The sequence below is a fragment of the Streptomyces sp. NPDC045846 genome, from assembly GCF_056431605.1.
In genome coordinates this window covers 19,820-45,708 of the sequence record NZ_JBWKKJ010000025.1, presented here as the reverse complement: position 1 = coordinate 45,708, position 25,889 = coordinate 19,820, and the positions used below count along the sequence as shown (strand labels likewise).

Annotated in this window: 18 protein-coding genes, 4 pseudogenes and 1 riboswitch; of the genes and pseudogenes, 9 read left to right on the top strand and 13 right to left on the bottom strand. The window is 69.2% G+C overall.

Annotation, left to right across the window (positions count from 1 at the left end):
* Positions 1-586: 586 nt before the first annotated feature.
* Positions 587-1,288, bottom strand: coding sequence for a 2-phosphosulfolactate phosphatase (locus AC07F3_RS39290; protein WP_479119708.1), 702 nt, complete (start codon positions 1,286-1,288; stop codon positions 587-589).
* Positions 1,289-1,494: 206 nt separating this feature from the next.
* Here AC07F3_RS39290 and AC07F3_RS39285 point away from each other — a divergent pair, with 206 nt between their 5' ends.
* A complete protein-coding gene (locus AC07F3_RS39285; protein WP_479119706.1) occupies positions 1,495-1,776 on the top strand; it encodes a hypothetical protein in 282 nt (93 codons plus the stop codon).
* Positions 1,777-2,241: 465 nt separating this feature from the next.
* Here AC07F3_RS39285 and AC07F3_RS39280 read toward each other — a convergent pair whose 3' ends face one another.
* Positions 2,242-2,610: a hypothetical protein gene (locus tag AC07F3_RS39280; protein ID WP_479119704.1), complete on the bottom strand. Its 369-nt coding sequence runs from the start codon at positions 2,608-2,610 to the stop codon at positions 2,242-2,244.
* A gap of 291 nt (positions 2,611-2,901) precedes the next feature.
* Here AC07F3_RS39280 and AC07F3_RS39275 point away from each other — a divergent pair, with 291 nt between their 5' ends.
* Positions 2,902-3,624 (top strand): helix-turn-helix domain-containing protein, encoded by a 723-nt coding sequence (locus AC07F3_RS39275; RefSeq protein WP_479119703.1) that lies wholly within the window; start codon positions 2,902-2,904, stop codon positions 3,622-3,624.
* 78 nt (positions 3,625-3,702) lie between these two features.
* On the opposite strand, the gene AC07F3_RS39270 is transcribed toward AC07F3_RS39275, so the two are convergent.
* The 3 genes from AC07F3_RS39270 to AC07F3_RS39260 all read right to left on the bottom strand — a co-directional run bounded on the left by AC07F3_RS39270 (position 3,703) and on the right by AC07F3_RS39260 (position 8,525).
* Positions 3,703-4,638, bottom strand: a complete 936-nt coding sequence (locus AC07F3_RS39270; protein ID WP_479119702.1) for an alpha/beta hydrolase family protein — start codon at positions 4,636-4,638, stop codon at positions 3,703-3,705.
* Positions 4,639-4,777: 139 nt separating this feature from the next.
* Positions 4,778-6,433, bottom strand: coding sequence for a DHA2 family efflux MFS transporter permease subunit (locus AC07F3_RS39265; RefSeq protein WP_479119701.1), 1,656 nt, complete (start codon positions 6,431-6,433; stop codon positions 4,778-4,780).
* 55 nt (positions 6,434-6,488) lie between these two features.
* Positions 6,489-8,525, bottom strand: coding sequence for an MMPL family transporter (locus AC07F3_RS39260; protein ID WP_479119700.1), 2,037 nt, complete (start codon positions 8,523-8,525; stop codon positions 6,489-6,491).
* Between the two features lie 149 nt (positions 8,526-8,674).
* Here AC07F3_RS39260 and AC07F3_RS39255 point away from each other — a divergent pair, with 149 nt between their 5' ends.
* Positions 8,675-9,229 (top strand): MarR family winged helix-turn-helix transcriptional regulator, encoded by a 555-nt coding sequence (locus tag AC07F3_RS39255; protein ID WP_479119699.1) that lies wholly within the window; start codon positions 8,675-8,677, stop codon positions 9,227-9,229.
* A 384-nt stretch (positions 9,230-9,613) separates the two neighbouring features.
* Here the strand turns inward: AC07F3_RS39255 and AC07F3_RS39250 are convergent, their stop codons facing one another.
* The 3 genes from AC07F3_RS39250 to AC07F3_RS39240 form a co-directional block, all read right to left on the bottom strand.
* Positions 9,614-10,411 (bottom strand): aminoglycoside phosphotransferase, encoded by a 798-nt coding sequence (locus AC07F3_RS39250; RefSeq protein WP_479119698.1) that lies wholly within the window; start codon positions 10,409-10,411, stop codon positions 9,614-9,616.
* 754 nt (positions 10,412-11,165) lie between these two features.
* Entirely contained in the window at positions 11,166-11,855 is a 690-nt protein-coding gene (locus AC07F3_RS39245; protein ID WP_479119696.1) for a hypothetical protein, read from the bottom strand.
* A 234-nt stretch (positions 11,856-12,089) separates the two neighbouring features.
* Positions 12,090-13,595, bottom strand: coding sequence for an LCP family protein (locus AC07F3_RS39240; RefSeq protein ID WP_479119695.1), 1,506 nt, complete (start codon positions 13,593-13,595; stop codon positions 12,090-12,092).
* A 151-nt stretch (positions 13,596-13,746) separates the two neighbouring features.
* Here AC07F3_RS39240 and tatA point away from each other — a divergent pair, with 151 nt between their 5' ends.
* The gene (gene tatA / locus AC07F3_RS39235) at positions 13,747-14,031 is read left to right on the top strand and encodes a Sec-independent protein translocase subunit TatA (protein WP_479119694.1); all 285 of its coding nucleotides are present in this window, start codon (positions 13,747-13,749) and stop codon (positions 14,029-14,031) included.
* A gap of 655 nt (positions 14,032-14,686) precedes the next feature.
* On the opposite strand, the pseudogene AC07F3_RS39230 reads toward tatA, so the two are convergent.
* Positions 14,687-14,833 (bottom strand): annotated as a pseudogene (locus tag AC07F3_RS39230) (Sec-independent protein translocase subunit TatA); the annotation flags it as partial.
* 149 nt (positions 14,834-14,982) lie between these two features.
* On the opposite strand from AC07F3_RS39230, the gene AC07F3_RS39225 reads away from it, so the two are divergent.
* The gene (locus AC07F3_RS39225; RefSeq protein WP_479119693.1) at positions 14,983-16,512 is read left to right on the top strand and encodes an LCP family protein; all 1,530 of its coding nucleotides are present in this window, start codon (positions 14,983-14,985) and stop codon (positions 16,510-16,512) included.
* Between the two features lie 295 nt (positions 16,513-16,807).
* Here the strand turns inward: AC07F3_RS39225 and AC07F3_RS39220 are convergent, their stop codons facing one another.
* Complete coding sequence (locus AC07F3_RS39220; RefSeq protein WP_479119692.1) at positions 16,808-17,020, bottom strand: hypothetical protein; 213 nt, start codon at positions 17,018-17,020, stop codon at positions 16,808-16,810.
* A gap of 537 nt (positions 17,021-17,557) precedes the next feature.
* Entirely contained in the window at positions 17,558-18,034 is a 477-nt protein-coding gene (locus tag AC07F3_RS39215) for a hypothetical protein (protein WP_479119690.1), read from the bottom strand.
* Positions 18,035-18,314: 280 nt separating this feature from the next.
* Here AC07F3_RS39215 and AC07F3_RS39210 point away from each other — a divergent pair, with 280 nt between their 5' ends.
* Together AC07F3_RS39210 and AC07F3_RS39205 are read left to right on the top strand one after the other, a co-directional pair.
* Entirely contained in the window at positions 18,315-18,665 is a 351-nt protein-coding gene (locus tag AC07F3_RS39210; protein WP_479119689.1) for a hypothetical protein, read from the top strand.
* 304 nt (positions 18,666-18,969) lie between these two features.
* A pseudogene (locus AC07F3_RS39205) lies at positions 18,970-21,934 on the top strand (tetratricopeptide repeat protein).
* An 89-nt stretch (positions 21,935-22,023) separates the two neighbouring features.
* Here AC07F3_RS39205 and AC07F3_RS39200 read toward each other — a convergent pair.
* Positions 22,024-22,273: pseudogene (locus tag AC07F3_RS39200) on the bottom strand (TerD family protein); the annotation flags it as partial.
* Positions 22,274-22,278: 5 nt separating this feature from the next.
* Between AC07F3_RS39200 and AC07F3_RS39195 the strand changes: the two are divergent.
* Positions 22,279-22,436 (top strand): annotated as a pseudogene (locus AC07F3_RS39195) (Bax inhibitor-1/YccA family membrane protein); the annotation flags it as partial.
* A 406-nt stretch (positions 22,437-22,842) separates the two neighbouring features.
* Here AC07F3_RS39195 and AC07F3_RS39190 read toward each other — a convergent pair.
* On the bottom strand, positions 22,843-23,568 hold the full coding sequence (locus AC07F3_RS39190; RefSeq protein WP_479119688.1) for a mechanosensitive ion channel family protein: 726 nt from the start codon (positions 23,566-23,568) through the stop codon (positions 22,843-22,845).
* Positions 23,569-23,723: 155 nt separating this feature from the next.
* A riboswitch (M-box (ykoK) riboswitch) is annotated at positions 23,724-23,897 on the top strand.
* Positions 23,898-24,191: 294 nt separating this feature from the next.
* On the opposite strand from AC07F3_RS39190, the gene AC07F3_RS39185 reads away from it, so the two are divergent.
* Positions 24,192-25,838 carry an NRAMP family divalent metal transporter gene (locus AC07F3_RS39185; RefSeq protein WP_479119686.1) on the top strand — a complete coding sequence of 549 codons (1,647 nt, stop codon included), beginning with the start codon at positions 24,192-24,194 and terminating at the stop codon, positions 25,836-25,838.
* The last annotated feature ends 51 nt before the right edge of the window (positions 25,839-25,889 follow it).

Below are 25,889 nucleotides of genomic sequence, written 5' to 3'. Positions count from 1 at the left end.
CCCCCAAGTGGAACGGGCTGTTATCGGTGATTGTCCAGCCGCGTCTGCCGCTTCACTTCCCTTATGCCTTGGAAGACCTGCGTGATCGATACTACGGAAAGGGCGTAAAACACCCACAGGGCGAACATGGAATCAACCCACACAACGCAGATTCGTTGACACTGCGCAGATCGAGAGGGCTATGGCCGCCCATTGGATACGTCCGAACAAGAGATAGCGGTACCGGCGCAGGGATTCGTTGTGCGTCACTCATCCGCGGGCGCGTCAGCCGTCTCTGTTGACCCTTGCTCGGCTGAGGCAGCTGAGCTCTCGTGCTGCTGGTGCCGTGAACGGAAGGCTCCCATGTCTCGGCCCCGCCGAGCCAAGGGCCGTGGCCACCCGAGCTCACGGGCTTCCGCACCCACGCCCTGGCCCGCCTCGCCGCCCAGCACGAGGAGATCATTCGACTGAGCGAAGCCGCCGCCGACGCAACCCGGGTCAGCCACCTGCCGCCACCCCGAACCACCGTCATCGAGACAAGCAGCTGATGCCGCATACCCGATTGGGCGCCGGCTCTCGCATGGTGAGAGTTGGACCTCACCAGCGATCAGATTGAAGCCTCGTCGGTCAGCGAAGGCACAGTGCACGGACGGAGGACCATGAGCGAGTCTTCCGAGGTCGCCACCATGGCAAAGGGGAACCGGTCGAGCTCGAGACAGAGCGCGACGTCATCAGGATGGACTCCTTGACGCACACCCTCCGCCAGCTCGGCGGCGGCGCGCGACTCGGCAGCGCGGCGGACGAACTCAGCAGCATCCGTCCCGGCCTCGGTGGCCCTCCGAGCGATGTATTGAGCACACGCCAGATCTTCATCAGCCTGCCCATCCTCGCCAGTGACCACGAACGTCACACTGTCACTCTTGCGTGTTCGCAAAAGCCGAGCCGTTGCCTCCGCCACCACGAAGCTGGCGCACAGCACCAGCGGCGCCTCCTTGACCGCGAGGGCACCGACCGTCCCTGCCGTGGTCTTCTGCACAACGGTCCGTCCGCCAAGGTCAATAGACCGCAGCAGGCCCGGCGAGTTGACGGTGTCGAACCCGGGCGCGGGCGGACCGTCTTTGAGCGCCACCCAATCCGGGTGGCGAGCCTTGAGCACCAGGGCTTCATCCAGGGACTCAGCAAGAACGATCTTTTCCGCCCCCTGGGCAAAGGCCCAGGCAGCCACCGTGAAAGCACGCATGACGTCGACTACGACCGCCACGGACGGGGCTTCGGCCAGCTCAGCGATACCAAGGAAACGAGCATTCATCCGGTCATGATCACGCATGTCCGACCCGAAGCACCCAGACAGTGATCCGCAACACATCCACGATCTCGGAATGCAACACCTCCGGCTTCCTGCATCGCGAAAGCAGTCCGCAACGGCACGCCTGCTCAATCGCCACACGGGGTCACCCGCACACGGCCCCTGCGGAGACAAGCCACTCGTACGTCACGCAACTGACGGAGGACGGGGTGGACCGGCGCTTCATCCAGCAGCAGGTCGGCCACGAGAGCAGCAGCTCCCTGGCCGTCTATACGCACGTCAGGGACGACTTCATGAACACTTCCCTGCACAAGGCACTGGCCCCGGCGTCGCCGGAGCCTGACAGGAGGGGCCCGGTGATGGCCGCCAAGCTCGACTACCAGTGGCACCTGCGCAAAGTCATGGCCGACCGCGGGATGTTCTCCACCACCGACCTCATCCCTCCGCTCGCCGAGCGCGGTATCACCCTGTCCTCGAGCCAGGTCTATTGACTCGTCGTCGAGCGACCGGAGCGACTGAGCTTGAAGATCTGCGTGGCCCTGCTCGGCATCCTGGACCGCACCATGGACGACCTCATCGAGCCCATCGCGGTGGCCGGGGCCGTGAAGGCCGAAAAAGGCAGCCGTCGGCGGCACGGCCCCCGACATGGAAGGACTCGGCGGGCTGCGGGCTTCGGCCGCGCACCGGGGCGGAGCCGGGCCAGGGCACCACGGCTCCGTGTCGCTCTCCGCCATTGCCTCCTCCAAGCCCGATGCTGCGTCGACCGTGATGCGGCGCCGCGCGCGCCGGATTGCTCACAGACTCCGGCGCTGCTGGACCCTGCCGGGCCGGCTCGAAGGCCCTGCTCGTTCGGGTGCACCGTACGACGCGGTCGCGGTTGCCGGAGTCCCTGGGCGGCACCCGCCCCTCCGTGCGGGGTCGCCCGGACGGGAGCCGCCTGGGGCTCAGTCGGCGGCCTAGCAGGCTGTGCCGACGGGGACGAACTTGACGTGGGCCGTCACGTGGTTCCAGCCGTGACCGATGTCCCGGGCCTCGCTGTGCGGGCCCTGCGCCGCAGTGGCGCCGTTGACCTGGTTGCGCAGGCACAGCACGTGATCGGTCCGGTTGCGGACGCCGACGATGCCGTAGACGTCGTCGGCGTCCGCAGGTGCCTTGATCATGTGGCCGAGGTTGCCCGCGAAGTTTGCTCCGCCGTAGAAGCAGGCCCAGCCGCTGTCCGGGCAGCCGGGGTCGGCCGCAGCCGTAGCCGCCGTGCTGGTCAGTGCTGGTGCAAGACCGAGCGTGATCGCGACCGCGGCCTTGGCGAGGCGTCGGTGAGGTGACATGGAGAACTCCTGGTGGGTCGTCAGTGACCGGAGCTGGTTTCAGACCGGCACCGCCACCACAGCAAGGTCTCCACCCCTCCGGCCACTGTCCGGACGTTCCCGGACACGTCCGTGACCGGGGGTTTCTTCCCCAACTCGGCGGAGGCGCAGGCGGGCAGGGTGCCGGAGGACAAACAGCGGCAAAGCCCCGACTCACCCGTTCGAGCGGCGTCCGGGACAGATCCGGGCACGCCCCGACAGCCACCAGCTACACATGAAGTGACCATTCGCCCGGCAGAGAGGAGGAGACCCGTGCGCGGCCCTCCGGCCCACGACCAGCCGTCCGACCCCTCCCGGGTCCACAGCCCGGCGGAGCTGGCCGCCTGCCTGCGCGCCCTCGCCGCACGACAGGGCATGACCTACCGCACGCTGGCACAGGCCGCCGAACGGCTTCCCGCGCGCGACGGCCGACCGCAAAGCCTGCCGCGCGCCACTGCCAGCGACATCCTGACCGGCAAACGAGTGCCCTCCCAGGAACGGCTGTTGACCTTCCTCGCGGCCTGCCAGGTCACCGGGGCGCACCAGACGGGGCCGTGGCTGGCCGCACGGCAGAGAGCTACGGCACCCCCCGGGTGCCCACAAACGTCCCTGCCGGACCGCTGCCGCCACACCCCTCTGCGCCTGATGGCCCTCGTAGCCGCCGCGGCCATCGCTGGCGCCGCGCTCACCCTCCTGACCGCCCGGGCCACCGGCTTCCTTGCGCAGACCCGCACGCTCGGCCCCCAGCAGCTGGTGGTGACGTCCAGAAACTGGACGCACACCTCACCCGACGCGAAGGAGGCCACCCACCAGGGGGACGTGGGTCCAGGCCCCCGCCCGTTCTCGTGCTGGGCACAAGGAGAGCGCTTGGCAGCCATGAATCACACGAGCGACATCTGGTTGAAGACCACAAATGACGACGGCCGCCCCGGTGTGTACATCAGCATCGACTATGTTCAGGGCCAGACCAGCGGGGACCTCCCGCACTGCCCCTGAGCGTTCATGGTTCCCGGGAGATGTCTCCCGCCAGGTCGATCGCACCACCGTGTAGCCCCGGCCCCCATCAGCCCCTGCTCAGCACTGTAGTTGCAGGACAGACGGGGCGTCCTGGGCCGAGCGGCGCAATCGGGTCCAGGCTTCGGCATCCCCCAGTGCGGCTTTGAGGAAGAGGGCCGTCCAGCGGGCCAAGGCGTGACGGCTGGTGCGCTGTTTGATGGTCTGGGCCTGGGGGTCGGGGGTCGCTCCGGGGGGATGGGGGACGTCGGTGATCCCGTAGTGGTTGGCGCCCTTGAGGGTGACCAGTGCCTTGGGCGGGTGAACGATGGCATCGTAGGTTGCCTGGGCCTGCTCGGGCGCTGCCAGTCCGTCGTTGTCTCCCTGGAGCAGCGCGACGGGGACGGCATTGTCCAGGGGGCCGCCTGGACTTCCGTCCGGTCGCGCCGTGTTGGTTCCATAAAGCGCTGCCGCTTTGAGTTGCGCGGGCCGGATGTGGTGGGAGGGAAGTCCGGTGCAGAAGGGAGGGGCGCACCTGCCTTGCACGGTGTCGAGCGCGGCGGCCCCGCCGAAGGAGTGGCCGAGGAGGACGAGGGTCTGGGGATCCATGCGGTTCAGCAGAGGGCTGGTGGGCCGCAGGTTCTGCTTTCCGGCCCAGGTGACGGCGGTCAGCGCCTGGTCGGAGCTCGCCCACAGCCCGGTGCGTCCCTGCACCGTGCGGATGTGGTTGGGGACCAGGACGACGAATCCGAAGGTTGCGAGAGTGCGTGCGTAGGACCGGTAGAAGGCCTTGCCGACGTTGGCTCCCTGCATCAGGAGCGCGAGGGGAAGGTGACGGCCGTGCCGCGGGTAGTAGATGTCGGTGCTGTCGGGGCCGACCAGGGTGGTGAAGGACATCCTGCCGGGGATGGCGCCGTGGGCCGCCGCGTCGGCACTGCCGATCCAGGTGAGTGCGAGGGAGCAAAGAACTGCTGCCAGTGGGCGGAAGCCGCAGGTGCGCTGCGCGAGCTTGATCATTGAAGACGTCCTCGTGGGTCGGCGGTCTCTGGGCTGTTAGGCACGCGCTGCCTCGGGGCTGCGGTCCTCAGCCGCAGGCAGGCGCGCCGGTGCCTGAGCGCGCCTGTGTCCTCTGGTGAGGGTGGATGTCTGCGGGAGGTCAGGGATGGTTGTCCCGTGAGGTCTTGGGTATGGGTTTGCGCGGTGCGGGGCGGCTGGCGGCCGGCGGGGCGAGGCTGGTCTTGAGGCGGATGGCACACAGCAGCCCGAGACCGAGGGCGCCGGCGGCGGTGTAGGCGGCGAGCGAGGTCGCGGTGGTGAAGGCGGCCTGGGCGCTGTACCCGGCCGGCCGGGTAGCGGCGTGGTCGATCAGGGGCTGGATGGCGGTGCCACCGCTGCGCTGGACCGCGGTGGCCAGGCTGTGGGCCTGGGCGGGCGGGAGCCCGTCGGCGCGCAGGCGGTGGTCGAGGTCGGAGGAAAGGGTGGTGAACAGCACGGTGCCGAGCAGGGCGATGCCGAGGGCCGAGCCGATCTGGCGGGTGGTGCTCTGGATGCCGGAGGCCTGGCCGGACTCGGCGGCGGGGACGTCGGCGAGGACGATGCCGGTGATCTGGGCGGTGGCCCAGCCCACGCCGACGCCGTAAAGGAGCAAGAAGGGGGCGACCTGCCAGCCGTTGCCGTGCGGGGACAGGACCAGACCGATGCCCGCGACGCCGAGCAGTTCGCAAGTGATGCCGGTGATGACGAGGTTGAGGGTACCGATGCGGGGTGCCAGGACGGCGCTCAGGCCGCTGGCGGCGAAGCTTCCGGCCGCGAGCGGCAGCAGGGCCAGCCCGGCGTCGAAGGCGGAGTAGCCAAGGACGTTCTGGAACCACAGGGGCAGGGAGAACAGGATCCCGAACTCGCCGAGGCTCACGATGGCGGCCACGGCGTTGCCGTTGCGGAAGGAGGGGATCGCGAAGAGCCGGAGGTCGAGCATGGCGCTCTGGTTACGGTGTCCGCGGCGCAGCTGGAGGGCGGTGAAGGCAGTCAGGCAGGCCAGGCCCGCGGCGAGCGCGACAGGTACGGGGGAAAGGGTGCGGTCGAGGAGCGGGAACGGCTTGAGGGGGGTCCACCAGCCGTGGGTGCGGCCTTCGATGAGGGCGAACACGATGCCGGTAAGGCCCAGGGCGGACAGGACGGCGCCCGCCGGGTCGGTGCCCTTCTGGTCGGTACCGTTGCGGCTTTCGGTCACGTGAAGGATCACGCCGGCGGCGACGAGGGCGCCCAGCGGAAGGTTGATGCCGAACGCCCAGCGCCAGGACAGGTGAGACGTGAGGTAGCCGCCGAGCAGGGGCCCCAGCGCGGCGGTGCCGCCGATGGTGGAGCCCCAGATCGCGAGGGCCTGGGCGCGTTCGCGCCCGCGGAAGCCCGCGTTGATCAGCGCCAGCGAGGTCGGAAGGATCATCGCGCCGCCAGCACCCTGGACCAGGCGGGTGCCGATCAGCGCCGCGCCGCTGGGCGCTGCGGCGGCCGCGACGCTGGCGGCGACGAAGACGGCAAGACCGGTCAGAAAGACGCGGCGCCGGCCCCTGCGGTCACCGGTGCGTCCGGCCAGGAGCAGGAGGGCGGCGAAGACGAGGGTGTAGGTCTCCTGGACCCATTGGGCGCCGCTGGAGGTGAGGTGGAGGTCTTCGACGATGCTGGGGACGGCGACGTTGACGATGGTGGAGTCGACGATGATCAGGGCCACGCCCAGGCTGATCGCCACCAGGCCCCACCAGCGCTGCGGCGAGGCGGCGCCGGGAGCAGCGGCGGGTGGTGAGGTCTCGCTCATCTCGCCTTCCTTGGATTTGTGGGGCGGGCGGCGCGAGGCCCGCACCGTGCGGGGATCAGGGGCGGACGGTTTTGGCGGCGGACGTCGGCCCCTGGCCGGTCCGGGAAGGCCACCAGAACCGGCGGCCGGTGAGCTGGACGAGGGCGGGGACCAGGACGGTACGCACCAGCAGGGTGTCCAGGAGGACGCCGACACCGACGATGACGCCGATCTGCGTGAGGGCGATGAGGGGCAGGACACCGAGGACGGCGAATACGGCCGCGAGCAGGATGCCGGCGCTGGTGATGACTCCGCCGGTGGAGGCCAGGGCGCGCAGGACGGCGCGGCGGGTGTCGTGGCCGGCGACGGTGTCCTCGCGGGTGCGGGCGATCAGGAAGATGTTGTAGTCGACGCCGAGTGCCACCAGGAACAGGAACGACAGCAGGGGGACGGTGCTGTCGAGGGCTGGGAAGTCGTAGACGGTGCGGAAGATGATCCAGCTCGCGCCGAGGGCCGCGAAGTAGGAGGCGATGACGGTGGCGACGAGCAGCAGCGGTGCTACCACGGCGCGGAGCAGGGCGACGAGGACGATCAAGACGATCGCCAGCACCAGCGGTACGACGACGCGGGTGTCGTGGGCGTTGGCGCGGGCAATGTCCAGGCTCTGGGCGGTGGCGCCGCCGACCAGGGCGCGGGAGTGGGGGACGCGGGCGACGCTCCGGCGCAGCTGGTCGATGGCGTGGTCGGAGGCCGGGGTGCCGGGAGCGGCGTCGAGGACGACGTCGGCGCGCGCCCACGTCTGCGTACGCTCGCCCGGGGTGAAGGTGGCGACGCCGGGCGTGCGGCGGGCCGCGTCGACGACCTGGTCCGCGGCGGCCGGGTTCGTGAGGAGGGCGAGGGGGTCGACGGCGCCGGCGGGCTGGACGGTGGCCAGAGTGCGCTGGCCAAGGATCGCCTCGGGGGTGGTGCGGAAGGAGTCGGCCTGCGCGAGGCCGGTGCGCAGGCCGAGCGCACCGCAGGCCAGCAGGAGCAGGACGGCGCAGCCGCCGACGGCGATGCGGGCGGGACGCTTGGCGACGACATTGCCGATGCGGACCCACAGGCCGCGGCGGTCGGCGGTGACCGGATCGCCAACCTTCGGCACGAAGGGCCAGAAGAGCCAGCGTCCGGGCAGGACGAGGGCGGCGGGCAGCATGAGCAGGCCGAACAGTATGGCGGTGGCGATACCGATGGCTCCGGCGAAGCCCAGACCGCGGTTGCCGGTCAGCTCGGCGGCCAGCAGGGTGAGCAGGCTCAGCACGACGGTGGTGCCGCTGGCCAGGACCGCGGGAGCGGTGCCGCGCCAGGCGCGGGCCATCGCGGTGAACCGGTCCTCGGCCAGGTGGAGTTCGTCGCGATAGCGGGAGACCAGCAGCAGGGCGTAGTCGGTGCCGGCGCCGAAGACGAGCACGGACAGGATCCCGGCGGCGGAGGCGTCCACCTGCACGCCGGCATGCGGGGCGAGCGCGCCCACCAGGACGCCGGCGGCGCGGTCGGCGGCGCCGACCACCAGCAGCGGCACCAGCCACAGGACCGGGCTGCGGTAGGTGATCAGCAGCAGCACGGCGACCACGGAGGCGGTGGCGAACAGCAGAGTGGTGTCGGCGCCCTGGAAGACCTTGCCGATGTCGGCGCGCACGGCCGGCGCGCCGGTCACCTGCGCGCGCAGCGGCGCCGGCACATCCTGGGAGGCAATGTGGCGCACGCGTTCCACGGCCGCGCTGTTACGGGAGTCCGCCGCCCCGGCGGGCAGCAGAACCGCGACAGTGGCGACCTTGCCATCGGTGATCTGCGGGTGCGAGGCGCCCGGGGCCGCCCCCAGCGGGGCGAGCACCGCCGCCCGCGCCGTGATGATCTGCTCCTGCGGGCCGGTGAGAAGGCTGTGGTCGGTATTGCTGTAGACGACGATCGCCGGCGCCAGAGCACCCGAGGGGAACGTCTTGACGATCTGGGCGACGTGGGCGGACTGCGAGGAGGCAGGCAGAGCGCCTCCGGTGGCCTCGGTCGTGCTTGCCCCGGAAGGACCGAGGGCGAACACCGCACCCAAGCCCACAACGGACAGCAGCAGCACCATCCAGGCGACCAGGCGAGGCCGGCGCCGGCCGCCGCGTGCGGAGGCGGTACCGGCGCTTCGTGCAACGCCGCGAGTCGAGGCTGGGGACACGGAACACACCCTCAGTCGTTAAGTAACTTAGCGATTTCTACCGTGTCAGAATGAGCGCCATGGCGCAACACCCACCCTCCGAAGCCGCAGCGCCACCAAACGGCGCCACCACCCCCACCAAGCCCGGCACCCCCGTGGCGGTACCCGAGGGCGACGCGCTGTCGAACGCGCTGCGCCAGGTGCTCACCCTCACCCAACTGTCACGGGCGACGCTGGCCGAGCGCCTCCGGATGCCGCGCTCCCACGTCGAGGCCGTCGAGCACGTGATCATGGCGAAGGGCGCCGGCACCCCGATCGGCCCGGTCGAGCTGTCCCGCCGGCTCGGCGTCACCAGCGCCGCCGGAACCCAGACGGTCAACCGCCTCGTCACCGACGGCCACCTCACCCGCACCCCCCACCCCGGCGACGGACGCCGCCAGGTACTGGACGTCACCGACAGCGGATTCCAGCACGTGATGGGCGAACTCGCCCCGCTGCTCGGCCTCCTGGTCCACGCGGCCGACGGCCTCACCGAGGCTGAACGGGCCGCAGCACAGCACTACCTCGAACGCGTCGCCGACGCCTACCGCCGCTACCTCGCCACAGACAGCAGCACGGCACCTACCGGCCGATAGCACCGAAGCGGGTTACCCCTCGTTGTGCGACTGCCGTGCGGGTTGACCGGCGTCACCTCGTTCCTCCTCGGAAATGGGCATATGGAGCCGCCGTGATGCGCAGGTCGGCCGCCAACCTCGACTAGGGCCCGCGGCATACAGCGCGTCTTCGCCCGGGCCGCCGAAGTCCTCAGCACCAGATGGAGAAGCTCAACGAGGCGCGACACCCCCCAGATCGGCGGCGCCCCAGAAGGGGGGCTGATGCCCACCCGCCCAGAGCCCACCCGCCCAGGGCCCATCCGCCGCGCTGTCGCCGCCGAACTCGAACAGCGCGAGGACCACCAAAGCGGCGTGCAGCAACCCACTCCTGCTCCGAGGAGCAGCTCGCTGAAGGGGACCTGCGGGCTACGCCCAGTAGTTTGCCCATTCCCGTGCCGCGCGCGCGATGTTGGCAACAGCCGGGGCCGCCTTCGCCGCTACGTCATCCCAACTTGCCGCTTCCGCTTGGGTGAAGATGCGGATGGCCTCTGGCTTTGCCGAGCTCCACGCGGGAACCCGGGCGACCCAGCGGTGCGCCTCCTCGGAGCTCTGCCCGCCGTCTGACATCAGGCGGACCCCCCACAGCGCGGCATCCACCCACGCGGGGCCAAGGGCTGGCCACGCCCAGTCGACGAGATGAGCGCCGCCGCGGTCGATCACGACGTTCTGCGGCGCCAGGTCCGTGTGCAACAGGTGGAGACCCGAAAGATGCGCCTGGTCTGCGGGGTCGCAGTAATAGCCCCACCGGTCCCAGACCGTCATCAGCCGCACCCGCGGCGCCACGCAGTGACCCATGTCGGTCAACGCGGCTACGACCAGGCCGAGTTCAGCCGAGCCGGGCTCGTAGGCGGCCCGCTCGCCCTCGATCCCCTCAAAGCCCATCAGATGCCACCCTGCGGCGCGAAGCCGCCACAGGACACGCGGCGCGCACCGCGGGAGGACCGGGTTGACCTGCTCCTCGCGGTCGAACTCTTCGAGCGGCCCGCCATCGGGCTGGCCCTTGACGAAGACGGTCCGGCCATCGGCCAATATCAGCAAGGCGGCGACGCCGCAGTTGGCGCCGTCTCGGGGCTCACGGACGCGAACGACCGTCGCGCCCAGCTCCCCGGCGGCCGCGTCGTGAACGGCCGCTGGGAGACCGGACCAGGAGATGCGCTCGACCACCTCACGCCCCTGGCGGGGCTGGGTGCCCCGGAGGCGACGGCGGGTTCTTGTCGGGACCCGTCGGGCCTGTCGGCCGGGGCTTGGGAGTCGGCGAGATCGGCCGGGCCGGCGGGGTGCGCGCCTCTAGCGTCATGCGCCGGAGCCTAGCCACGAGTCCTGCCCTCCGGCAGGGAATCCGATGGAGAGGGGGCCAGAGACCGCACATGAGGAAGACCCTGTTCCCGTACAGTTACGGCGAGGTGGGGTGTAGCGCTGCCTAACGACTCAGGCTGTGGTTTCCTGCCGCCGGTATCGCGGGTGGGGCGGCGGCGGGGGTGCGGCGGGACTGGGAGCCGGAGGACCTGATGAGGTCTGGACGCTGCGCGAAGACGACATGAAGCGGGTGCGGAACAAGTCCGGCGCGACCGGCTCGGGTTCGCGCCGCTGCTGAGGTTCTTCGACCTGGAGGCACGGTTCCCGGAGCGGCCGAGGCGGTCCCGGCCGCCGCGGTGGGGTACGTGGCTCAGCAGGTGAAGGTCCCTGCCGCAGCGTGGGGTGCCTACGACGGACGGGCTCTGGAACGCCACACCCGCCACCTTGCGTACACAGCACGGCAAACCCAGTGCACATCGGACAGACTCAGCGCTCGGTCACAGCCGCTGTGACTGGGCGTAGCCGGTAGCCGATGTCCGGCCGCGTATGGCAGAGGCCCGTCCCTGGGGGGCTTGAACCAGGGACGGGCCTGCACCTCAACCTGTCACGGCCGACGGGCGCGCTACGGGGGCAACCGGCCCGCCGGACCACCCAGTTCAACGCGCGGACCCGGCCAGGGGTCACCGCCTGAGCGAAAAGTCGGGCAAGCCTTCGCGCATCGCACAAGGGGATCGTCATGCACTTCGCCCATGCCGCGCAGAGCCCCAAGAGCCGCCCCGGCCCCATCCTCGCACGGCAGGCCGAGCGAGCCGCGGTGGTCCGGAGGAAGACGACATCGAGGCAGTGGCCCAGGGCCTGCTGGACCGGGAAGAGCGCCGGCCGTCGGTGCCCGCCAGCCCCTGTCTCTGATCCCAACCCCGTATCGCGTCTGCCACTCAGCTTCGGTCAGCCGTGCGGCAGTGCCCCAGCCGTCGTCGCGCCCGCCCGACGAGGAACCCGGCGCCTTACCGCTGGGCAGGTGGAGGGCCTGGTCGACCAAGCTGTACAGCCCCGCCTTCGCGGACCGGAGCGAGGACTGCTTGACGGCGCCCACGAGGTCGTCGACCGCATTCTTGGCCATCAACTGCCGGTCGCCGCCGGCGTTGAAACCGTAGCCGAGGCGAATCGCGTACAGACCGGTGGTTCTGGTGAGTGAGCACATGTCCTTCAGCACGGTGACCGGCGGGCATTCGGTGCTCTGCGGCAGGACCGCGACGAAGGCCGGCTTGCTCTTGACCTTCTTCGTGAGCGCCTCGGTGCCCGGCTTCGACATCTGGCTCTCGGCCCGCGGGTTGATGTACGGGGCTCGTCATGAGCGCGCTGGTCACCGTGCCGGTGCGGCTCGCGACATGAGCCGGTACGGGGCGAAAGCGGCGGCCAGCACGAGCAGCAACCCAGCCAGGACCGTGGCCAGCTCGATGGTGCCGCCCCGGTGTAGCCGAGCACGGGAGATTCTCCTGCGGCGTCAGAGGTGGCTAGCTGCCATGAGGTCACTCTGCTGCGGCAGTCAGCCAAAGGAGAGGTTGGAGCAGGGGTCATCTTCGGCGAAGCGGGCGCCCCCGGCGACGGAGGAGGGCACCGCGGCCGACGCGGGGGCGGTCGGGGTGGCGACATACCCGGTGCCGAGGATCACACTGAGGCCGGGGGCGGCGGACTGGTGGAGTTCCGCGCCAGGGAAGAGGCGCGCGAGGGTCTCGGCCTGGACCTTCCTGCCGGGGCCGTAGGCGATGACCGTCACCTGGCGGTCCTGGCTGCGGGCTGCCGCGATGCCGGTGACTGTGAAGCCGTGCCGCTTGAGCGCGTCCGCAGTGCGTGTGGCCAGGCCGGTGACGGCGGTGGCGTTGAACACGGCGACGGAGATCCCCTTGCCGGACGCGAATTCCCGGGAGTTCGGCGGCGGGGACGGGTTGCTGCCCTGGTCTTCGTGGTGACCGCTGGCATCCTGTCCGTCGAGGGTGCGGTCCGCTTTGAGCGCGGACCACAGTGCGTCGGCGTCCGGGTGGACGACCACGACCCGCGCGCCCCAGTAACGCCAGGGCAGTGTGACGAACTTGGTGCTGTGCAGATCAATGTCCCTCAGCGACATGGCGAAGGAGATCAGCTTCTGGGCGGAACCAAGCCCGGGATCCACCGTCAGGGACTCGGCGGCGGCATTGGCGAGCGGTAGCAGACTGGTGGGACTCATGCCGCCACTCTTGATCTTCTTCAACAGGGAAGCCACGAAGGCTTGCTGGCGTTTGATGCGCCCCAGGTCGGAACCGTCGCCGATGCCGTGGCGGATACGCACGTAGTCCAGGGCCTTCTGGCCGGAGACCGTCTGCGGGCCCTTCGCGAAGATCCGGGTACCGCGGGTGGGCCGGTGGGGATTGAGGTCTTTCTGGTAGATGTCCTGGGGCAGACACACCGGGACGCCGCCCACAGCCTCGGTCATCTTCGCGAAACCCTTGAAGTCGACGACCATGGTGTGGTCCACGCGCAACCCGGACAGCTTCTCGACGGTGTTCTGGGTGCAGGCCGGGTTGCCCTTGGCCGACCGGCCCACCGAATAGGCCGCGTTGAACATGGTGTTGCGCTGCGGACTGCTCCAACTGCCGTCGGGCAGCTTGCAAGCGGGGATGCCGACCAGAGTGTCGCGGGGAATGGACACCGCGACGGCGTGTTTCTGATCGGCGTGCACATGCAGCAGGAAGGCGGTGTCGGAGCGGCCGGTGTCGCTCTTGTTCCCCCCACCGAAAGCACTGTTCCCTCCGGTCCGTGCGTCCGTCCCGATGACCAGCACGTTCGACCCGTTCGCGGAGGCAGGCGGACGGCCGGAGATTCCATCCGCGCTGAAGGTCCCGACGCTGCCGTTGAGCTGGATGTAGATCCAGCCCGCCCCAGCCGTCAACAGCACGATCGCAGACACACCCGCCGCGATCCCGAACTTCGTCCTTCTGCGCTTGCGTGGCCGGCTCGCCGCCACACCCCGGCCACCAGCTCGACGCTGACCCGACACCTGATGGCTGCCTGCCATGCGCGCGCCCCTTGTCCGTGCGTTCTATACAGAAGAATGAGGACGCCTTGATCCCCCTCCACAGTTGTAGAGTTGCGCAATGTAGCAACCTTTCCGGCGGGTACACCCCTGACTCCCCCGTCCGGCCCAGCAAAAGGAAGACGAGGACGCAATGTTCCGCAACGCGCTGGAACCGTGGCACCTGCTGATCCTGGTGACCGTGATCGTCCTGCTGTTCGGCTCCAAGAAGCTGCCCGACGCCGCCAGGGCGCTGGGCAAGTCGATGCGCATCCTCAAGAGCGAGGCCAAGGCAATGAAGGGAGAAAGCGGCACACCACCGACGGCAGCCCGCGAACCCGGCCCGGCCGCGCCCGAGACGACACGTACCATCCAGAACGCCCCTGGGGATACCTCCTCGGCCCGCCCCGCCACAGAAGGCTCCCACAGCACGCACTGACCCCTCAGCCCGACCGACCGGATGCACGCTGGAGCCAGTTCCGCGTGAAACGGTCAAGTCGCCAGCACGGCGGTCGCGGCGACGACGTAGCCGACCTCACGAGGCCCTGTCACTGTCGGCGCCCTTCCACCACCGATTCACGAACCACCGCGTGCTGGAGCCTCAAGGTCCGGTCGTCGGCTTTGACTGCTCGGGCGACGTCTACGACGTCATGAACCCGGCAATAGGCTCGGCGCACGCCTCAAGCTACGCTCGGCTGGCTTCAGCTGAACCCAGGCCACAGAGACAGGCGCCCGGCCGCACAACGAACCGGTGAACGGGGAGGCACTGCCCCAGCGCGCGGCCCGCCGTTGGTGTCGCAAGGAGGATCACCCGACGGTGATCACTCTCCCAGCCCCGCACGCAGCCATGAGGCTACAACCCGGCCCCACTGCGCTTCTTACCCCTCACGAGCCAAGCACCACGACTGAACAAAGGCTCGGCCAATCTCCCTCGGGCACAGGACCTTCGGCCGTGTCACTGTCGCGGGTCGCTGTTCGACGCGGGGCCTTCCGTGACACGGCGGGCCGAGTCCGCGCCTCCGGAGGCGGCCTGGATGGTCGATGGCGGCTCGGCCGTCATGGGTGAAGGCTGCGTCGTCGATGTATGCCTTTTACTTCAAGGCCCTCGTCTCGCTCTTGAGGATGCGTATTGACTTGCCGAGTGCCCGGGCGGCGTCCGGCAGCTTCTTGGAGCCGAACAGCAGGACGATCGCGGCCAACAGGATCACCAGGTGGCACAGTTCCGGCGCGTTGCGGAACACCGGCTTCCCGCCCTACTTCTGCTGAGCCGCACGGGCGGCCGTGGAAGCGAACCCGCCGGAAAGATTGCTACATTGCGCAACTGTAAAACTGTGGGGTGGGGCGTGACGCCCCCTTCCGACGATGGACCGCGCGGCCAGGGGGCGTACACATGGCGGGTAGCCACGAGGGGTCTGATCGGCGTCGGACCGGCCCGGCGACGCGGGCGGAGCGTCGGCGTAAACGCCACAGGACCGAGGTCGCTACCGCGGTGACCGTCGCAATGCTCCTGCTGCTGACGGCCGGAGCCGGCTGGGTCTACCTCCAGCTCGACGGCAACATCGAGACCTTCGGCGTGGACGGCATTTCCGGCAACCGGCCGCCTGCATCAGCGAACGGGTCGAACGTGCTGGTCATCGGAACAGACGCGCGCAGCGGCGGCAATGTCGCTCTCGGCGGCGGGGCCAAGAACGACATCGGCCGCTCCGACACTGCCTTCCTGTTGCATGTCTACGCCGACCAGGAGCACGCCGTCGCCGTGTCCGTCCCCCGCGACACTCTGGTCGAGATCCCGCCGTGCAAGCTCCCCGACGGGAGCTGGACCAGGACGCAGACCAACACCATGTTCAACGCCGCTTATTCGGTGGGTCAGAGCGCCAAGGGCAACCCCGCCTGCACCCAGAACACCGTCGAGAAGCTGACAGGGCTGCGTGTCGACCACACCGTGGTCGTCGACTTCAAGGGTTTCGCGAAGATGACCGAGGCCGTCGGCGGCGTCCCGGTGTGTCTGCCCCAGGACATCTACCAAAAAGACCTCAATCCCAACCGCGCCACCCGCGGCGATCAGATCTTCGCCAAGGGCCCACAAACCGTCTCAGGGCAGAAAGCCCTCGACTACGTACGGATCCGGCACGGCATTGGTGACGGCTCCGACATGGGCCGCATCAAGCGCCAGCAGGCCTTCGTCGCTTCCCTGATCAAAAAAATCAGAAGCGATGGCATGAGCCCCACCAGCCTGCTCCCCCTCGCCAACGCTGCCACGCAGTCGCTGACCGTGGACCCCGGGCTCGGCTCCGCCGACAAACTGATCTCTTTCGCTTTGTCGATGAAGAACATCGATCTGCACAACACCAAATTCGTCACCGTCCCGTGGCGCTACCAGGGGGCCCGCGTCGCGATCGTCCATCCAGACGCCGAGGCACTGTGGGCAGCATTGAGGGCCGACCAGACCCTTGACGGACAGGACGCGGGCGGCCGCCACGACGAGCAGTCGGACACGCAGGCCCCCTCTCCGAGCACCTCTGGGGCCGAAGGCCACGGCATCCCTGTCTCCGTGTACAACGGCACTGCCGTGAGCGGCCTCGCCGCGCGCGCCGCCGGCGCGCTGAGACAGCACGGCTTCACCGTCACGAAGACCGCCAGCGCGGTCGCGCGGCACCAGATCAAAACGGTCGTCGAGTACGGCCCTGGCCAGCAGGAGCAGGCAGAGAAGGCCGCCAAGGTCTTCCCCGGCGCCGAGGTGACGGCGGCGGCGGTGGCTGGGGTCAGCGTCATCCTCGGGCAGGCCTCGGCGGATGCCCTGCGGGCCAACCCTTCGGCGGCGTCCATGCCTTCGGGAACCCCGGGCCCGTTGCCCTCCGCTGTGACCGGCGGCGCCCGCTCCGGCGACGACGATCCATGTTCCAACCTCTCCTACGGCTGAGCAGCTCAGATGGTGTGCCGCGCGGCCGACGCACCCAAGGAGACGCTATGCCGCCCGCCGCGGCTGAACGATCAGGCCCGTAACGATCGCCCTGGCCGATCTCCGCTCGTCCGTGCGCCATCCAGCCCGACGGGGAGGGAGGGGATGGCCCGAGCTAGGCGCTTGGGTGCTACGGCGGGTGCTGGGTCCCGTGACGCCCTGCAAAAGGTGTGCGTCGCGGGGCCCATCCCCCGGGATCGGGGCCTTGGGCAGGCCCTCCGCGCCGCAGGCGGGAGGGCGCCACGCCAGGCGCTGGTTACCCGTCGTGTGGTTTGCGGAAACGGGTGGGGACGGCGAAGGTATGGCCGCAGTCACGGAACATGAGCGTGCCGGGGACGGGACCGCTGGTGATGGGGCCCTGGGTCTGGCACTTCGGGCACACGGCCTGTGGTTGCTGGCCGTTAGCGTCGACAGTGTCGAATACGCCGTCGGCCAGGGCCATGAACTGTTCACTGCTGAGTTCCTCCACGGCTCCACGATAGAACGGCCAGCTTGTCGCGGCCCAGCGCCTCGGCTCGTATCAATACGTGAGGCGTCGAACAGGACTCGCAGGCCCGAGGGAGCCATGGTGAGGACCGGGCAATCCCATGGCGGGAGCACGCCTCTGCACATGGCTGGCCTGTGAGGCTGTCCCGCCTGGTCGCCATGTCGCAGGGGCACCGTTGTGCTGAGAGCCGGGGCTCGCTGCAGGTGGTGGTGGCGTCGGCGCGGGCGAAGACCGAGGTGGTGTCGCAGGTGTAGGCGAAGATGAGCAGGCGGCGGAAGCGTTCACGGTGGTCGAGGTTGAGGCTGTCGCTGCTGGGGTCGGCGAAGCGGGTGTCGCCGCTCAGTCCGATGTACAGCAGCTGGCGCAGGCTGCCTGTGTGGCCCCCGTGTGGCTGGACGGCGCCGCGGCTGCCATCGGTGAGTGCGTACATACAGCCCAGGTCCAAGTCGGCCGCACGGCCGCCGGAGGCATCTCGGTGGCTGGGCGGGGGCGGGCACGCGGCCGAGGTGGCTGCCTGAGCTATTCGTCGCCCGAGGGGGTGTCGATGATCGGTACTGGTTCGATTCCGACCTTCTCCGCGATCCGGGTGAGCAGGACGTCCTGTGCGGCGAGGTGGCTCTGGAGGTGTGCCACCTCGTGCAGGGTGGCACTCGCGTCGTGGAAGGTCGCCTCGGAGCGCTTGTCGGCCGCGGCGGCCTGGACGTTCTGACCGACCATGATCACGGACAGCAGCACCAGTTGCAGGAAGGTCTGTGCCACCCAGGACACGATGGAGGCCGCACCGCCGCGGATCGCCTCCGGCAGGCTGATGAGGTCGAACAGAGCGAACGCGTAGGCGCACCACATGCTGCCGACCGCCCGGGTGATGAGGATGGCCACCCTGGTGTTGAACCGGGTGACCGCATTACCCGCAGCGTGCTGATCGGCGACCTTCACCGGTTCTTCTGCGTGCCGTGAGGCGATACGCGGGTGGGGTACGTGCTGATAGATCGTCATGGCCTGGCTTTCTGCCGGCGGGGTACGTGCCGGGCTGATGCTCCGGCAGGGCAGCACAGTGCAGACCTCCCGTGCGCCGCCGGCGTGCCCGCTGCCCGTCACGGCAAGGCTCGTCGACCGCCCTGCATAATGATTGCACACTTGCGCAAAGCCGAAACTCTGTTGGACTGAGGGAGCATGGATGAACGCGATACTGGACGAAGGCAGTTGGGCACAGCTCGGCCACCGGCGGCACACAGGGAAGCGGCAGGGGTGCGGTCGGGCTGGAAGACCCCGGAACGTGGCTGCCACCCTGGCTCTGCTCCTGGGTCTGGTTCTGGTGGTAACACCCGCGTCCGCGCACGCCAGCGAGCGGGCCGCGCATACCGGTCGGAAGCTGGTGGCCACAAGCGTCGTGAGTACCCGGCCCTTGGGGTCCGCCACAGTGTCAACTGCGGCACGGCACACCGCGTTTGTCCGTGAGGCTTCGATCGTTCAGCCCCTTGCGGAGAAACCCAAGAAAAAGGGCGGCTTCTTCCATAAGCTCGGCATCTTCCTGCTCGTGGTCGTGATCGTCGTCATCCTCATCGTGGTACTGCTGATTTGGCTGCTCGTCCGCATCATTCGGCGGATCTTCGGCCGACGTTCCTGACCTGAAGTCCGACCCAGTGAACTCACCCCCGACGGGGAGGGGCAGCTCCAGCCCTGCCGGCGCAGCCGTCGGACCGAGCCTCGACACGGTCCAAGACAACGGACGTGAACTATCCGCTCGCGTGCGGGTGATCGACGAATGTGCCGGGCCGCGAGCAAAACCGTATGAGGCTGCGGCTCTCAGAGAGCAGAGGACTCGGCCGGGGCGGTGGCGCTCATGAGCGGGACCGACACCGGCGCACTGTTGCGCGGGCTGCGGAGAAGGAACACTGGGCGGCGGAAGCTGCTTCAAACAGGGGGAATCCATGGACAGTTCACGGATCGGGCTACGAGAGGAGCATCGTCTGGATTTCGAGAATCTGCTGGAGCGGGCAGTCGATGAGGAGGTACGCCGGGCGGGTGGCCGGGTGGACCGTGAGGTGCTGCTTCGCCGGGCACGCGAGGAGTCGGAGGCGCTGACAGCTGCGGCCGCGGAGGAGTACACCGCATATGTCCGGGCCGTGGACGAGGAGAAGGCGTCGGTCCGGCCGCTGGCGGCCCGGTTGTCGTGGGCCTCGCTGAGTACGCCTTTGCTCGTGACAACTGTGGGAGCCGTGTCCGCGGGCCTGGCCGACCTGGGCTACGGGACCTCGACGGGCACGGCGCTGGGCACTAGCGCCCTGGTGGCCGTGGCTGGTTCGGTGACGGCGCTGGGAAGGCTGACGGCCGGGTACTGGCCGGAGGCCCATCGGCGGGCGGCGAAGCGCGGCCAGCCCGGCGGGGTGGAGCAGTTGCGCCTTCAGTGGCTGACGGCAGTCGAGGTGCGGGGGCTGCGTCCGTTCGTGGATCGGCAGCGGATGTTGTGGGGCTCCGCGTACGGGAGCCGCCGGCGGGACGGCGACAGTACGTCAGATCTTGGCAAGGGACCCGTGACGCGCAGTGGGGACCGCAGCGCGACGGCACGCAGGCGTTACGTTCTCACGCGATCGTTCGAACACCTTCCCGTCGCGGTGGGCCCGTTTGCGGGGCGCGGCGAAGCACTGGCCCGGATTTCCCAGTGGGTACGACAGGCCCGGGCGAGCACGGAGACCAAGCCCACAGTGGTGGTGCTGCACGGACCGGCGGGATCCGGTCGGTCCACACTCGCGCTCCGTGCGGCGCATCAGCTGCGCGACCAGTTCCGCGGGGCCGGCGCGGTGGACCTGCGCGGCCAGAGTTCTGACGAGCCGGCGCTCCCGGCCCAGGAAGCGCTGAGCCAGCTGCTCGGCGCTCTGGGCGCCCCGCGCGAACAGCTGCTCTTTCGAGGACGCTCCACCTCGGAGGAGGAACTGCGCCGACTGTCGTCGCTGAGCGAGCGGCACCTGGCGGGCACACCCGTGGTAGTTGTCCTGAACGACGCGTCCGACGCCGGACAGGTCCTCCCGTTGATCCCGCCGCGCTCCGAGAGCCTAGTGCTGGTGACTGCCCGTGCCCCAATTTCCTGGCCATCGGACCTGGTGGCCTGGACTCACGAGCTGCCGGTCGGCCCCCTGGACGTGACGGGCGCGGCGGAGCTGCTGCGATCGGCCGACGAAGAAGGCGGGCGCACGGGCCGGCCTGATCGAGCCCGTTCAAGCCGAGCGATACCGGATGCACGACCGGGTCCGTACCTTCGCGCAGGCCAGACTCCTCGAGGAGGAACCAGGGGAACAGGGCGCAGCGCAGGGGCGGCTGTTCAGCAGTTACGCGGAGCTGGCCGACACGGTCATGAGGATGGTGGAAGGCAAGGCCACCACACGCACCGGCGTGTTCGCCCGGGGAGCCGCCGGAGCACACGGCTTCACCTCGCTGGACGCTGCGCTGCGCTGGATGGACGAGGAATCCGGCTTCATCACCGCGACACTGCGACGAGCCGAAGGCGTGGAGCAGGCTGTGGTCCAAAGGCTACTGACCGCCTTGTGCGACTACTTTCTGCTGCGCGGCGATTTGCACCGGCTGGGCGAACTCGGCGAGCTGACAACGCAGTCGGGCCAGGACCCGCTGGCACGATCGGTCCAGTGGCGGACCGGCGTGGCCGCGCGCCAGCTCGGCGAACTGGACACCTCCCGGGCGACGCTGTCGTCGGTGGTCACCCTGCACCAGGAGGCCGGCAACCAGGCGGAGGCCGCTGTCGCCCTACGCGACCTGGGCGTCACCCTGCACCACCAAGGACAGCTTGCCGAGGCGGCGGCAAAGTTGCGCGAGGCTTTGGGCATCCAGGCCGGGCACGAACTCGCCGGCGACCGAGCATGGACCCTCCACGCGCTGGCCGCGGTCGAACGGGACCGCGGGAACCCCGCCCAGGCCCAGGCCATGCTGAACGACTCCCTGGAGCTTCACCGGGAGAACGAGAGCCTGCACGGCCAGGCATGGGCGCACCTCGAGCTGGGCCGTCTCCTGCTGTGCACAGGACGGACGAACCCGGCGAGAGAGGAACTCCAACGGGCACTGGAGCTGCACCGGCTCTCCCACGATGCGCGCGGTGAGGCATGGGCCCTCACTCACCTCGCCCGGACCACACTGGCCAGCGGCGACGCCCCCGCGGCGGTGGAACAACTACGCCTCGCTGCCGCCCGTCACCACCAGAACGAGGACCCCCGGGGCGAGGCGTGGAGTTTCTACTACCTGGGCCAGGCCCTCGAAGACGTCGGCGAACTGTCCGACGCCGTTCGTGCACTGGAACGGTCCCGGACCATGTTCAGCCGAATCCGCGACCTATACGGACTGGCCTGCGCCCGGGCTCACTCAGGCCGGGTCTCCCGTGACGAGCGCGCGGCACGATCGGGCTCGCTGCGCAACAGTGGCTTTGCCCGGCAGCTGCTTCAGCAAGCCCGTACGGACTTCCGGCACGCGGGGGCCCCGCACGGCGAGGCGTGGTCCTGTGTCGAACTCGCCGTGGTGGACGCGGGCAACGACCGCACCGGGCCAGCACAGGAGCTGATCGACGACGCCATGGCCCTGTTCACCGGACTCGGCGACCAGTGCGGCGGGAGCTGGGCGGGTTTCCTGCGCTGCACCCTACTGCCGTATACGTCACCGGGCGGATCGGTGGTCGGCACCGCCGTCGCCGAAGAAGAACTGCGAAGTCTGGAACACCAGCTCCTGGATGCCGACTGGCCCGGCGACCCGGCGCTGTCCGACGCGATCAGCTCCTGCGCCGTACTACTGCAACAGCAGACCGAGCTGCACAACGGCTGGCCGGCGTGGCGCCTCGGCCTGGTGCCGGGCCGCCGGGCCCGCGATGTAATGGCAGTGCGGAGCGGCCCGGCATGAGTCAACGGTGTCAATCGTGGACTCGTCCCTGTCTCCGTCCTTCAGATCGTCCCCATCCGGCCATCATCAGAGCCTGGATAGGAGAGGTTTCAGTCGATGTGGGCGCTGAAGCCCTGTGCGAGGCTGGCGAGTCCGGAGGCATAGCCCTGGCCGACGGCCCGGAACTCCCCTTCCGTGACAATAGAACTCGCCGAAGTCCATCGCGGCTTCGTCGCAGGCGTCCGAGGTCAGGTCGTAGCGGGCGGCCTTTCGGTGGTCGGCCCCGGTGAAGGCGTTGCGGACCTGGCCGAAGCCCTGGTCGCGCTGCTCGGCTTCGTAGATGGGGACGGGGAAGACGACTGTGCGGAGGTGACGGTCTCGGCTTCCGCAGCGGCGGCCTCGGCATTCCCTTCGGGATCATCCTCGGCGCCTGCTTCGTGGCCATCGACTTCAAGCAGGTCGAGGACGGGATCACCTACGGCGCCCCGCAGAAGAGGAGTCCTGGTTGGCGGCCTTCGGGCTGATCCCGAAGTACACCCAAACCTATGCCAGGCAGAGCCTCCACCCGCTTGACGTAGTTCTGGGTCCGGGGGTGAGCCCGTCCGAGCAGCGGCTGCTCGAGCCGCCTTGGACGCCATCGCCCGCGACCCCCACCCCGGCACCGTCTCTAGCACCAGGCCTGCCGCGAGTACCGCACCCATTCCGTACAGATCTTGTACGTGCCAACCGCCCTTGGCACGCTCGTTCTTGTGGCATAGGTCGAGGGCGGATGAGCCATCGGTCGTAAGCAGCCCTCCGCGTCGAGGCCCGCGCCATCCTCGACGGCGCCCGCCTGGTCCCTGGCTCCGCGACTCAGCGGTGGCAGTCCGGGCAGTTGTCCGTCCGCTGTTCTGGCCGCTGCGGAGGTGTGTGGGATGTCGTTGCAGGAATCAGGAGGCTATCTGCGGATCCAGGTCGGCGAGAGCGCCCGACGGGGCCCCGCTTTCAGGCGACGGCCGTCTCGCGGGCGGTCGGCCGATCGCCGCGCCGAGTACTGCGTTGTTGGGGAGGAGCATCTTGCCGTCCTCCGTGTGGAGTTCGACGAACAGCAGGGTCATGTCGGTCACTTCACCCTCGATGCGGCCGCCCAGCGGACCCGACTGGACGCTGATCTTCTCGCCGATCGTGAAGGGATGCGAGACCAGTAGCACCAGGCCGGCAAAGATGTTGCCGAGCACTGGCTGAGCGGCGATCCCGAGGATCACTCCGGTCAGCGCACCGCCCAGCAGCAGCTTGCTCCACTCCACCCGGAGCAGGCTGAGCGCGCCGAGGATCACCAGCGCGTAGCCGGAGAGCAGGCAGATCACGCGCAGCGCGGCGGAGCGGTTGTCGCTGATCCGGCCGGCCAGCAGCTTCACGAGATCGTCCGTGGCGCCGCGTACCGCGATGAGCGCGCCCACCAGGAAGATCCCGGCGCTGATGCCCGCGATCACCCGGGAGGTCATCGACTGATGACTGTCCGGGTTGCCCAGGAGCCCGCCGAAGTTGAGCGAGACGACGAGGCCGCCAACGGCGAGCGACGTGGTGATGACGGCCCGCCGGGTACGGATCACCCCTCGCCAGTGCAAGCCGTGTCCGACGGCCGTGCTGCCTGCGGGTTTACTGTCGTGATCCACCGATGAGCTCCCTGTGGTGTGCATGCCGCGGAGCAGAGTACCCGCGCCGGGGCGGGTAGTGCCCGGAGGCCCCGAAAGAGTCGTTCCGCGTCAAAGGTTCACCAAGCAGTTGCACGATCACGCAAGTAGTGGTTTATGCTTCTGGAGGTTTGAAGAAGGCACCTCGTTCGGTGAGGCGTCTGTACGGACACAGGCCACTGACCCGACGACGTCGAGAGACGCCCAGGGTCAGGACAGGTCTCCCCGGCCTAAGGGGTGACTCCAAGTGGCTTCCCCGGCAAGGGGATTACGCCGTGCAGTGCCAAAGCTCTGACGAGTTGGGGTGAACCAGTCGTACGGGCTGGTCCGCTCCTTGCCGTGTCGTTCGGCGCCCGCGTGCGCCCCGGCCGAAGGAGGCGAGGAACGTTGGATTGCAGTTCTAGCAGTCCGGGCCACAGTCGGCCCCGCATCCGCACCACCTCGCTCTCCGGCACGCGGTAGCGACACCCACCACAGCACACCTGGTCTCCCCGGCACCCGTACGGCATCTGCCGTCCCGGGTACACGGGGTGCCCCGGCGTGCCCGCACAGGGCGTCCGCGTGCCCCCGATTCTCCCCCTGCCAGGGGAGTTGGGAGGCCCACCATGACCACCGCACCCGTCAAGCCCACCACCATCCCGGCACAGCGTGCCGCCGTCCTCGACGATGCCCACACCGGCGACATCCGCGGTGCCCTGGGCACCATCAAGCAGCACGACACCGGAAAGCGCCGCGGTCTGTCGGCCAGGTTCAAGACGCTGCTCGCGATAGTCGGGCCCGGCCTGATCGTGATGGTCGGCGACAACGACGCCGGCGCGTTCGCCACCTACGGCCAGGCCGGACAGAACTACGGCACCAGCCTGCTGTGGACCCTGCTCCTGCTGATCCCCGTCCTGTATGTGAACCAGGAGATGGTGCTGCGTCTGGGTTCGGTCACCGGCGTCGGGCACGCCCGCCTCATCCTGGAGCGGTTCGGCAAGTTCTGGGGCGCGTTCTCGGTCATCGACCTGTTCCTGCTCAACGCCCTCACCCTGGTGACGGAGTTCATCGGGATCACCATGGCCGCCGACTACCTCGGCCTGCCCAAGACCGGGTCGGTGATCCTGGCCGCCGCGATCATCATCGCCTCCGCGTTCACCGGCTCGTTCCGCCGCTTCGAACGCGTCGCGATCACCCTGTGCGCCGCCTCGCTGCTGCTGGTCCCCCTGTACTTCATGATCCACCCGGCCTCCTCGCAGATGGCCCACGACTTCGTGGTACCCGTCATCCCGGGCGGCTCGGGCGAGCTGGCCACCGTGATGCTGCTCATCATCGGCATTGTCGGAACGACGGTGGCCCCCTGGCAGCTGTTCTTCCAGCAGTCCTACGTCATCGACAAGCGCATCACGCCGCGGTTCATGAAGTACGAGAAGGCCGACCTGTGGATCGGCATCGCGATTGTGGTCATCGGCGCGGCCGCCATGATGGGGCTGGTCGCCGCGGCGTTCGCGGGCACGAAGGGATTCGGGAACTTCGAGGACACTGCGGGCCTGATCACCGGGATCGAGGCCAAGGCGGGCAAGGCCGCCGGCGTCCTGTTCGCCATCGCCCTCCTGGACGCCTCCATCATCGGCGCCTTCGCGGTCTCGCTGTCCACCGCGTATGCGATCGGCGACGTGTTCGGCATCAAGCACTCCCTGCACCGCGGTGTGAAGGGCGCCAAGGGCTTCTACGCCGTCTACGCCGGGCTGGTCGCCGTGGCCGCCACCATCGTGCTGATCCCGGGCTCCCCGCTGGGTCTGCTCACCCAGGGCGTGCAGACCCTCGCCGGGGTGCTGCTGCCCTCGGCCTCGGTGTTCCTGCTGCTGCTCTGCAACGACAAGGCCGTCCTCGGTCCCTGGGTCAACGGCCCCAAGACCAATGCCTTCACCGCCGCGGTCGTCGGCGTCCTGGTCACCCTCTCCGTCATCCTGACCGCCTCCGTCCTCTTCCCCGACATCACCGCCAACGCCATCCTCGACATCATGGCCGCCTGCGGCGTCGCCGGGGTCCTGACCGCCGGCTACTCCTTCACCCGCCGGCGCACCGGCACCAAGGAAGACCCCATCGACCGCACCGGCAGGGAGAACTGGCGGATGCCACCGCTGGAGACCCTCACACGGCCATCCATGTCCACCGCCCGCAAGCTCGGCATGGGCGCCCTGCGCACCTACCTCCTGATCGCCATGGTCCTGGTCGTCATCAAGGTCGTCCAGGTCGCCCTCGGACAGTGATCCCCGCGTGGGGCGGCGGACACCGCCGCCCCACGGGCCCCGGAGCCAGAC

Excerpts from the sequence above, each read along its gene's own strand:
- AC07F3_RS39290 (WP_479119708.1), bottom strand. The coding sequence starts at position 1,288 with ATGAATGCTCGTTTCCTTGGTATCGCTGAGCTGGCCGAAGCCCCGTCC.
- AC07F3_RS39280 (WP_479119704.1), bottom strand. The coding sequence starts at position 2,610 with ATGTCACCTCACCGACGCCTCGCCAAGGCCGCGGTCGCGATCACGCTC.
- AC07F3_RS39270 (WP_479119702.1), bottom strand. The coding sequence starts at position 4,638 with ATGATCAAGCTCGCGCAGCGCACCTGCGGCTTCCGCCCACTGGCAGCA.
- AC07F3_RS39265 (WP_479119701.1), bottom strand. The coding sequence starts at position 6,433 with ATGAGCGAGACCTCACCACCCGCCGCTGCTCCCGGCGCCGCCTCGCCG.
- AC07F3_RS39260 (WP_479119700.1), bottom strand. The coding sequence starts at position 8,525 with ATGGTGCTGCTGCTGTCCGTTGTGGGCTTGGGTGCGGTGTTCGCCCTC.
- AC07F3_RS39255 (WP_479119699.1), top strand. The coding sequence starts at position 8,675 with ATGGCGCAACACCCACCCTCCGAAGCCGCAGCGCCACCAAACGGCGCC.
- AC07F3_RS39245 (WP_479119696.1), bottom strand. The coding sequence starts at position 11,855 with ATGTCGAAGCCGGGCACCGAGGCGCTCACGAAGAAGGTCAAGAGCAAG.
- AC07F3_RS39240 (WP_479119695.1), bottom strand. The coding sequence starts at position 13,595 with ATGGCAGGCAGCCATCAGGTGTCGGGTCAGCGTCGAGCTGGTGGCCGG.
- tatA (WP_479119694.1), top strand. The coding sequence starts at position 13,747 with ATGTTCCGCAACGCGCTGGAACCGTGGCACCTGCTGATCCTGGTGACC.
- AC07F3_RS39225 (WP_479119693.1), top strand. The coding sequence starts at position 14,983 with ATGGCGGGTAGCCACGAGGGGTCTGATCGGCGTCGGACCGGCCCGGCG.
- AC07F3_RS39215 (WP_479119690.1), bottom strand. The coding sequence starts at position 18,034 with ATGACGATCTATCAGCACGTACCCCACCCGCGTATCGCCTCACGGCAC.
- AC07F3_RS39185 (WP_479119686.1), top strand. The coding sequence starts at position 24,192 with ATGACCACCGCACCCGTCAAGCCCACCACCATCCCGGCACAGCGTGCC.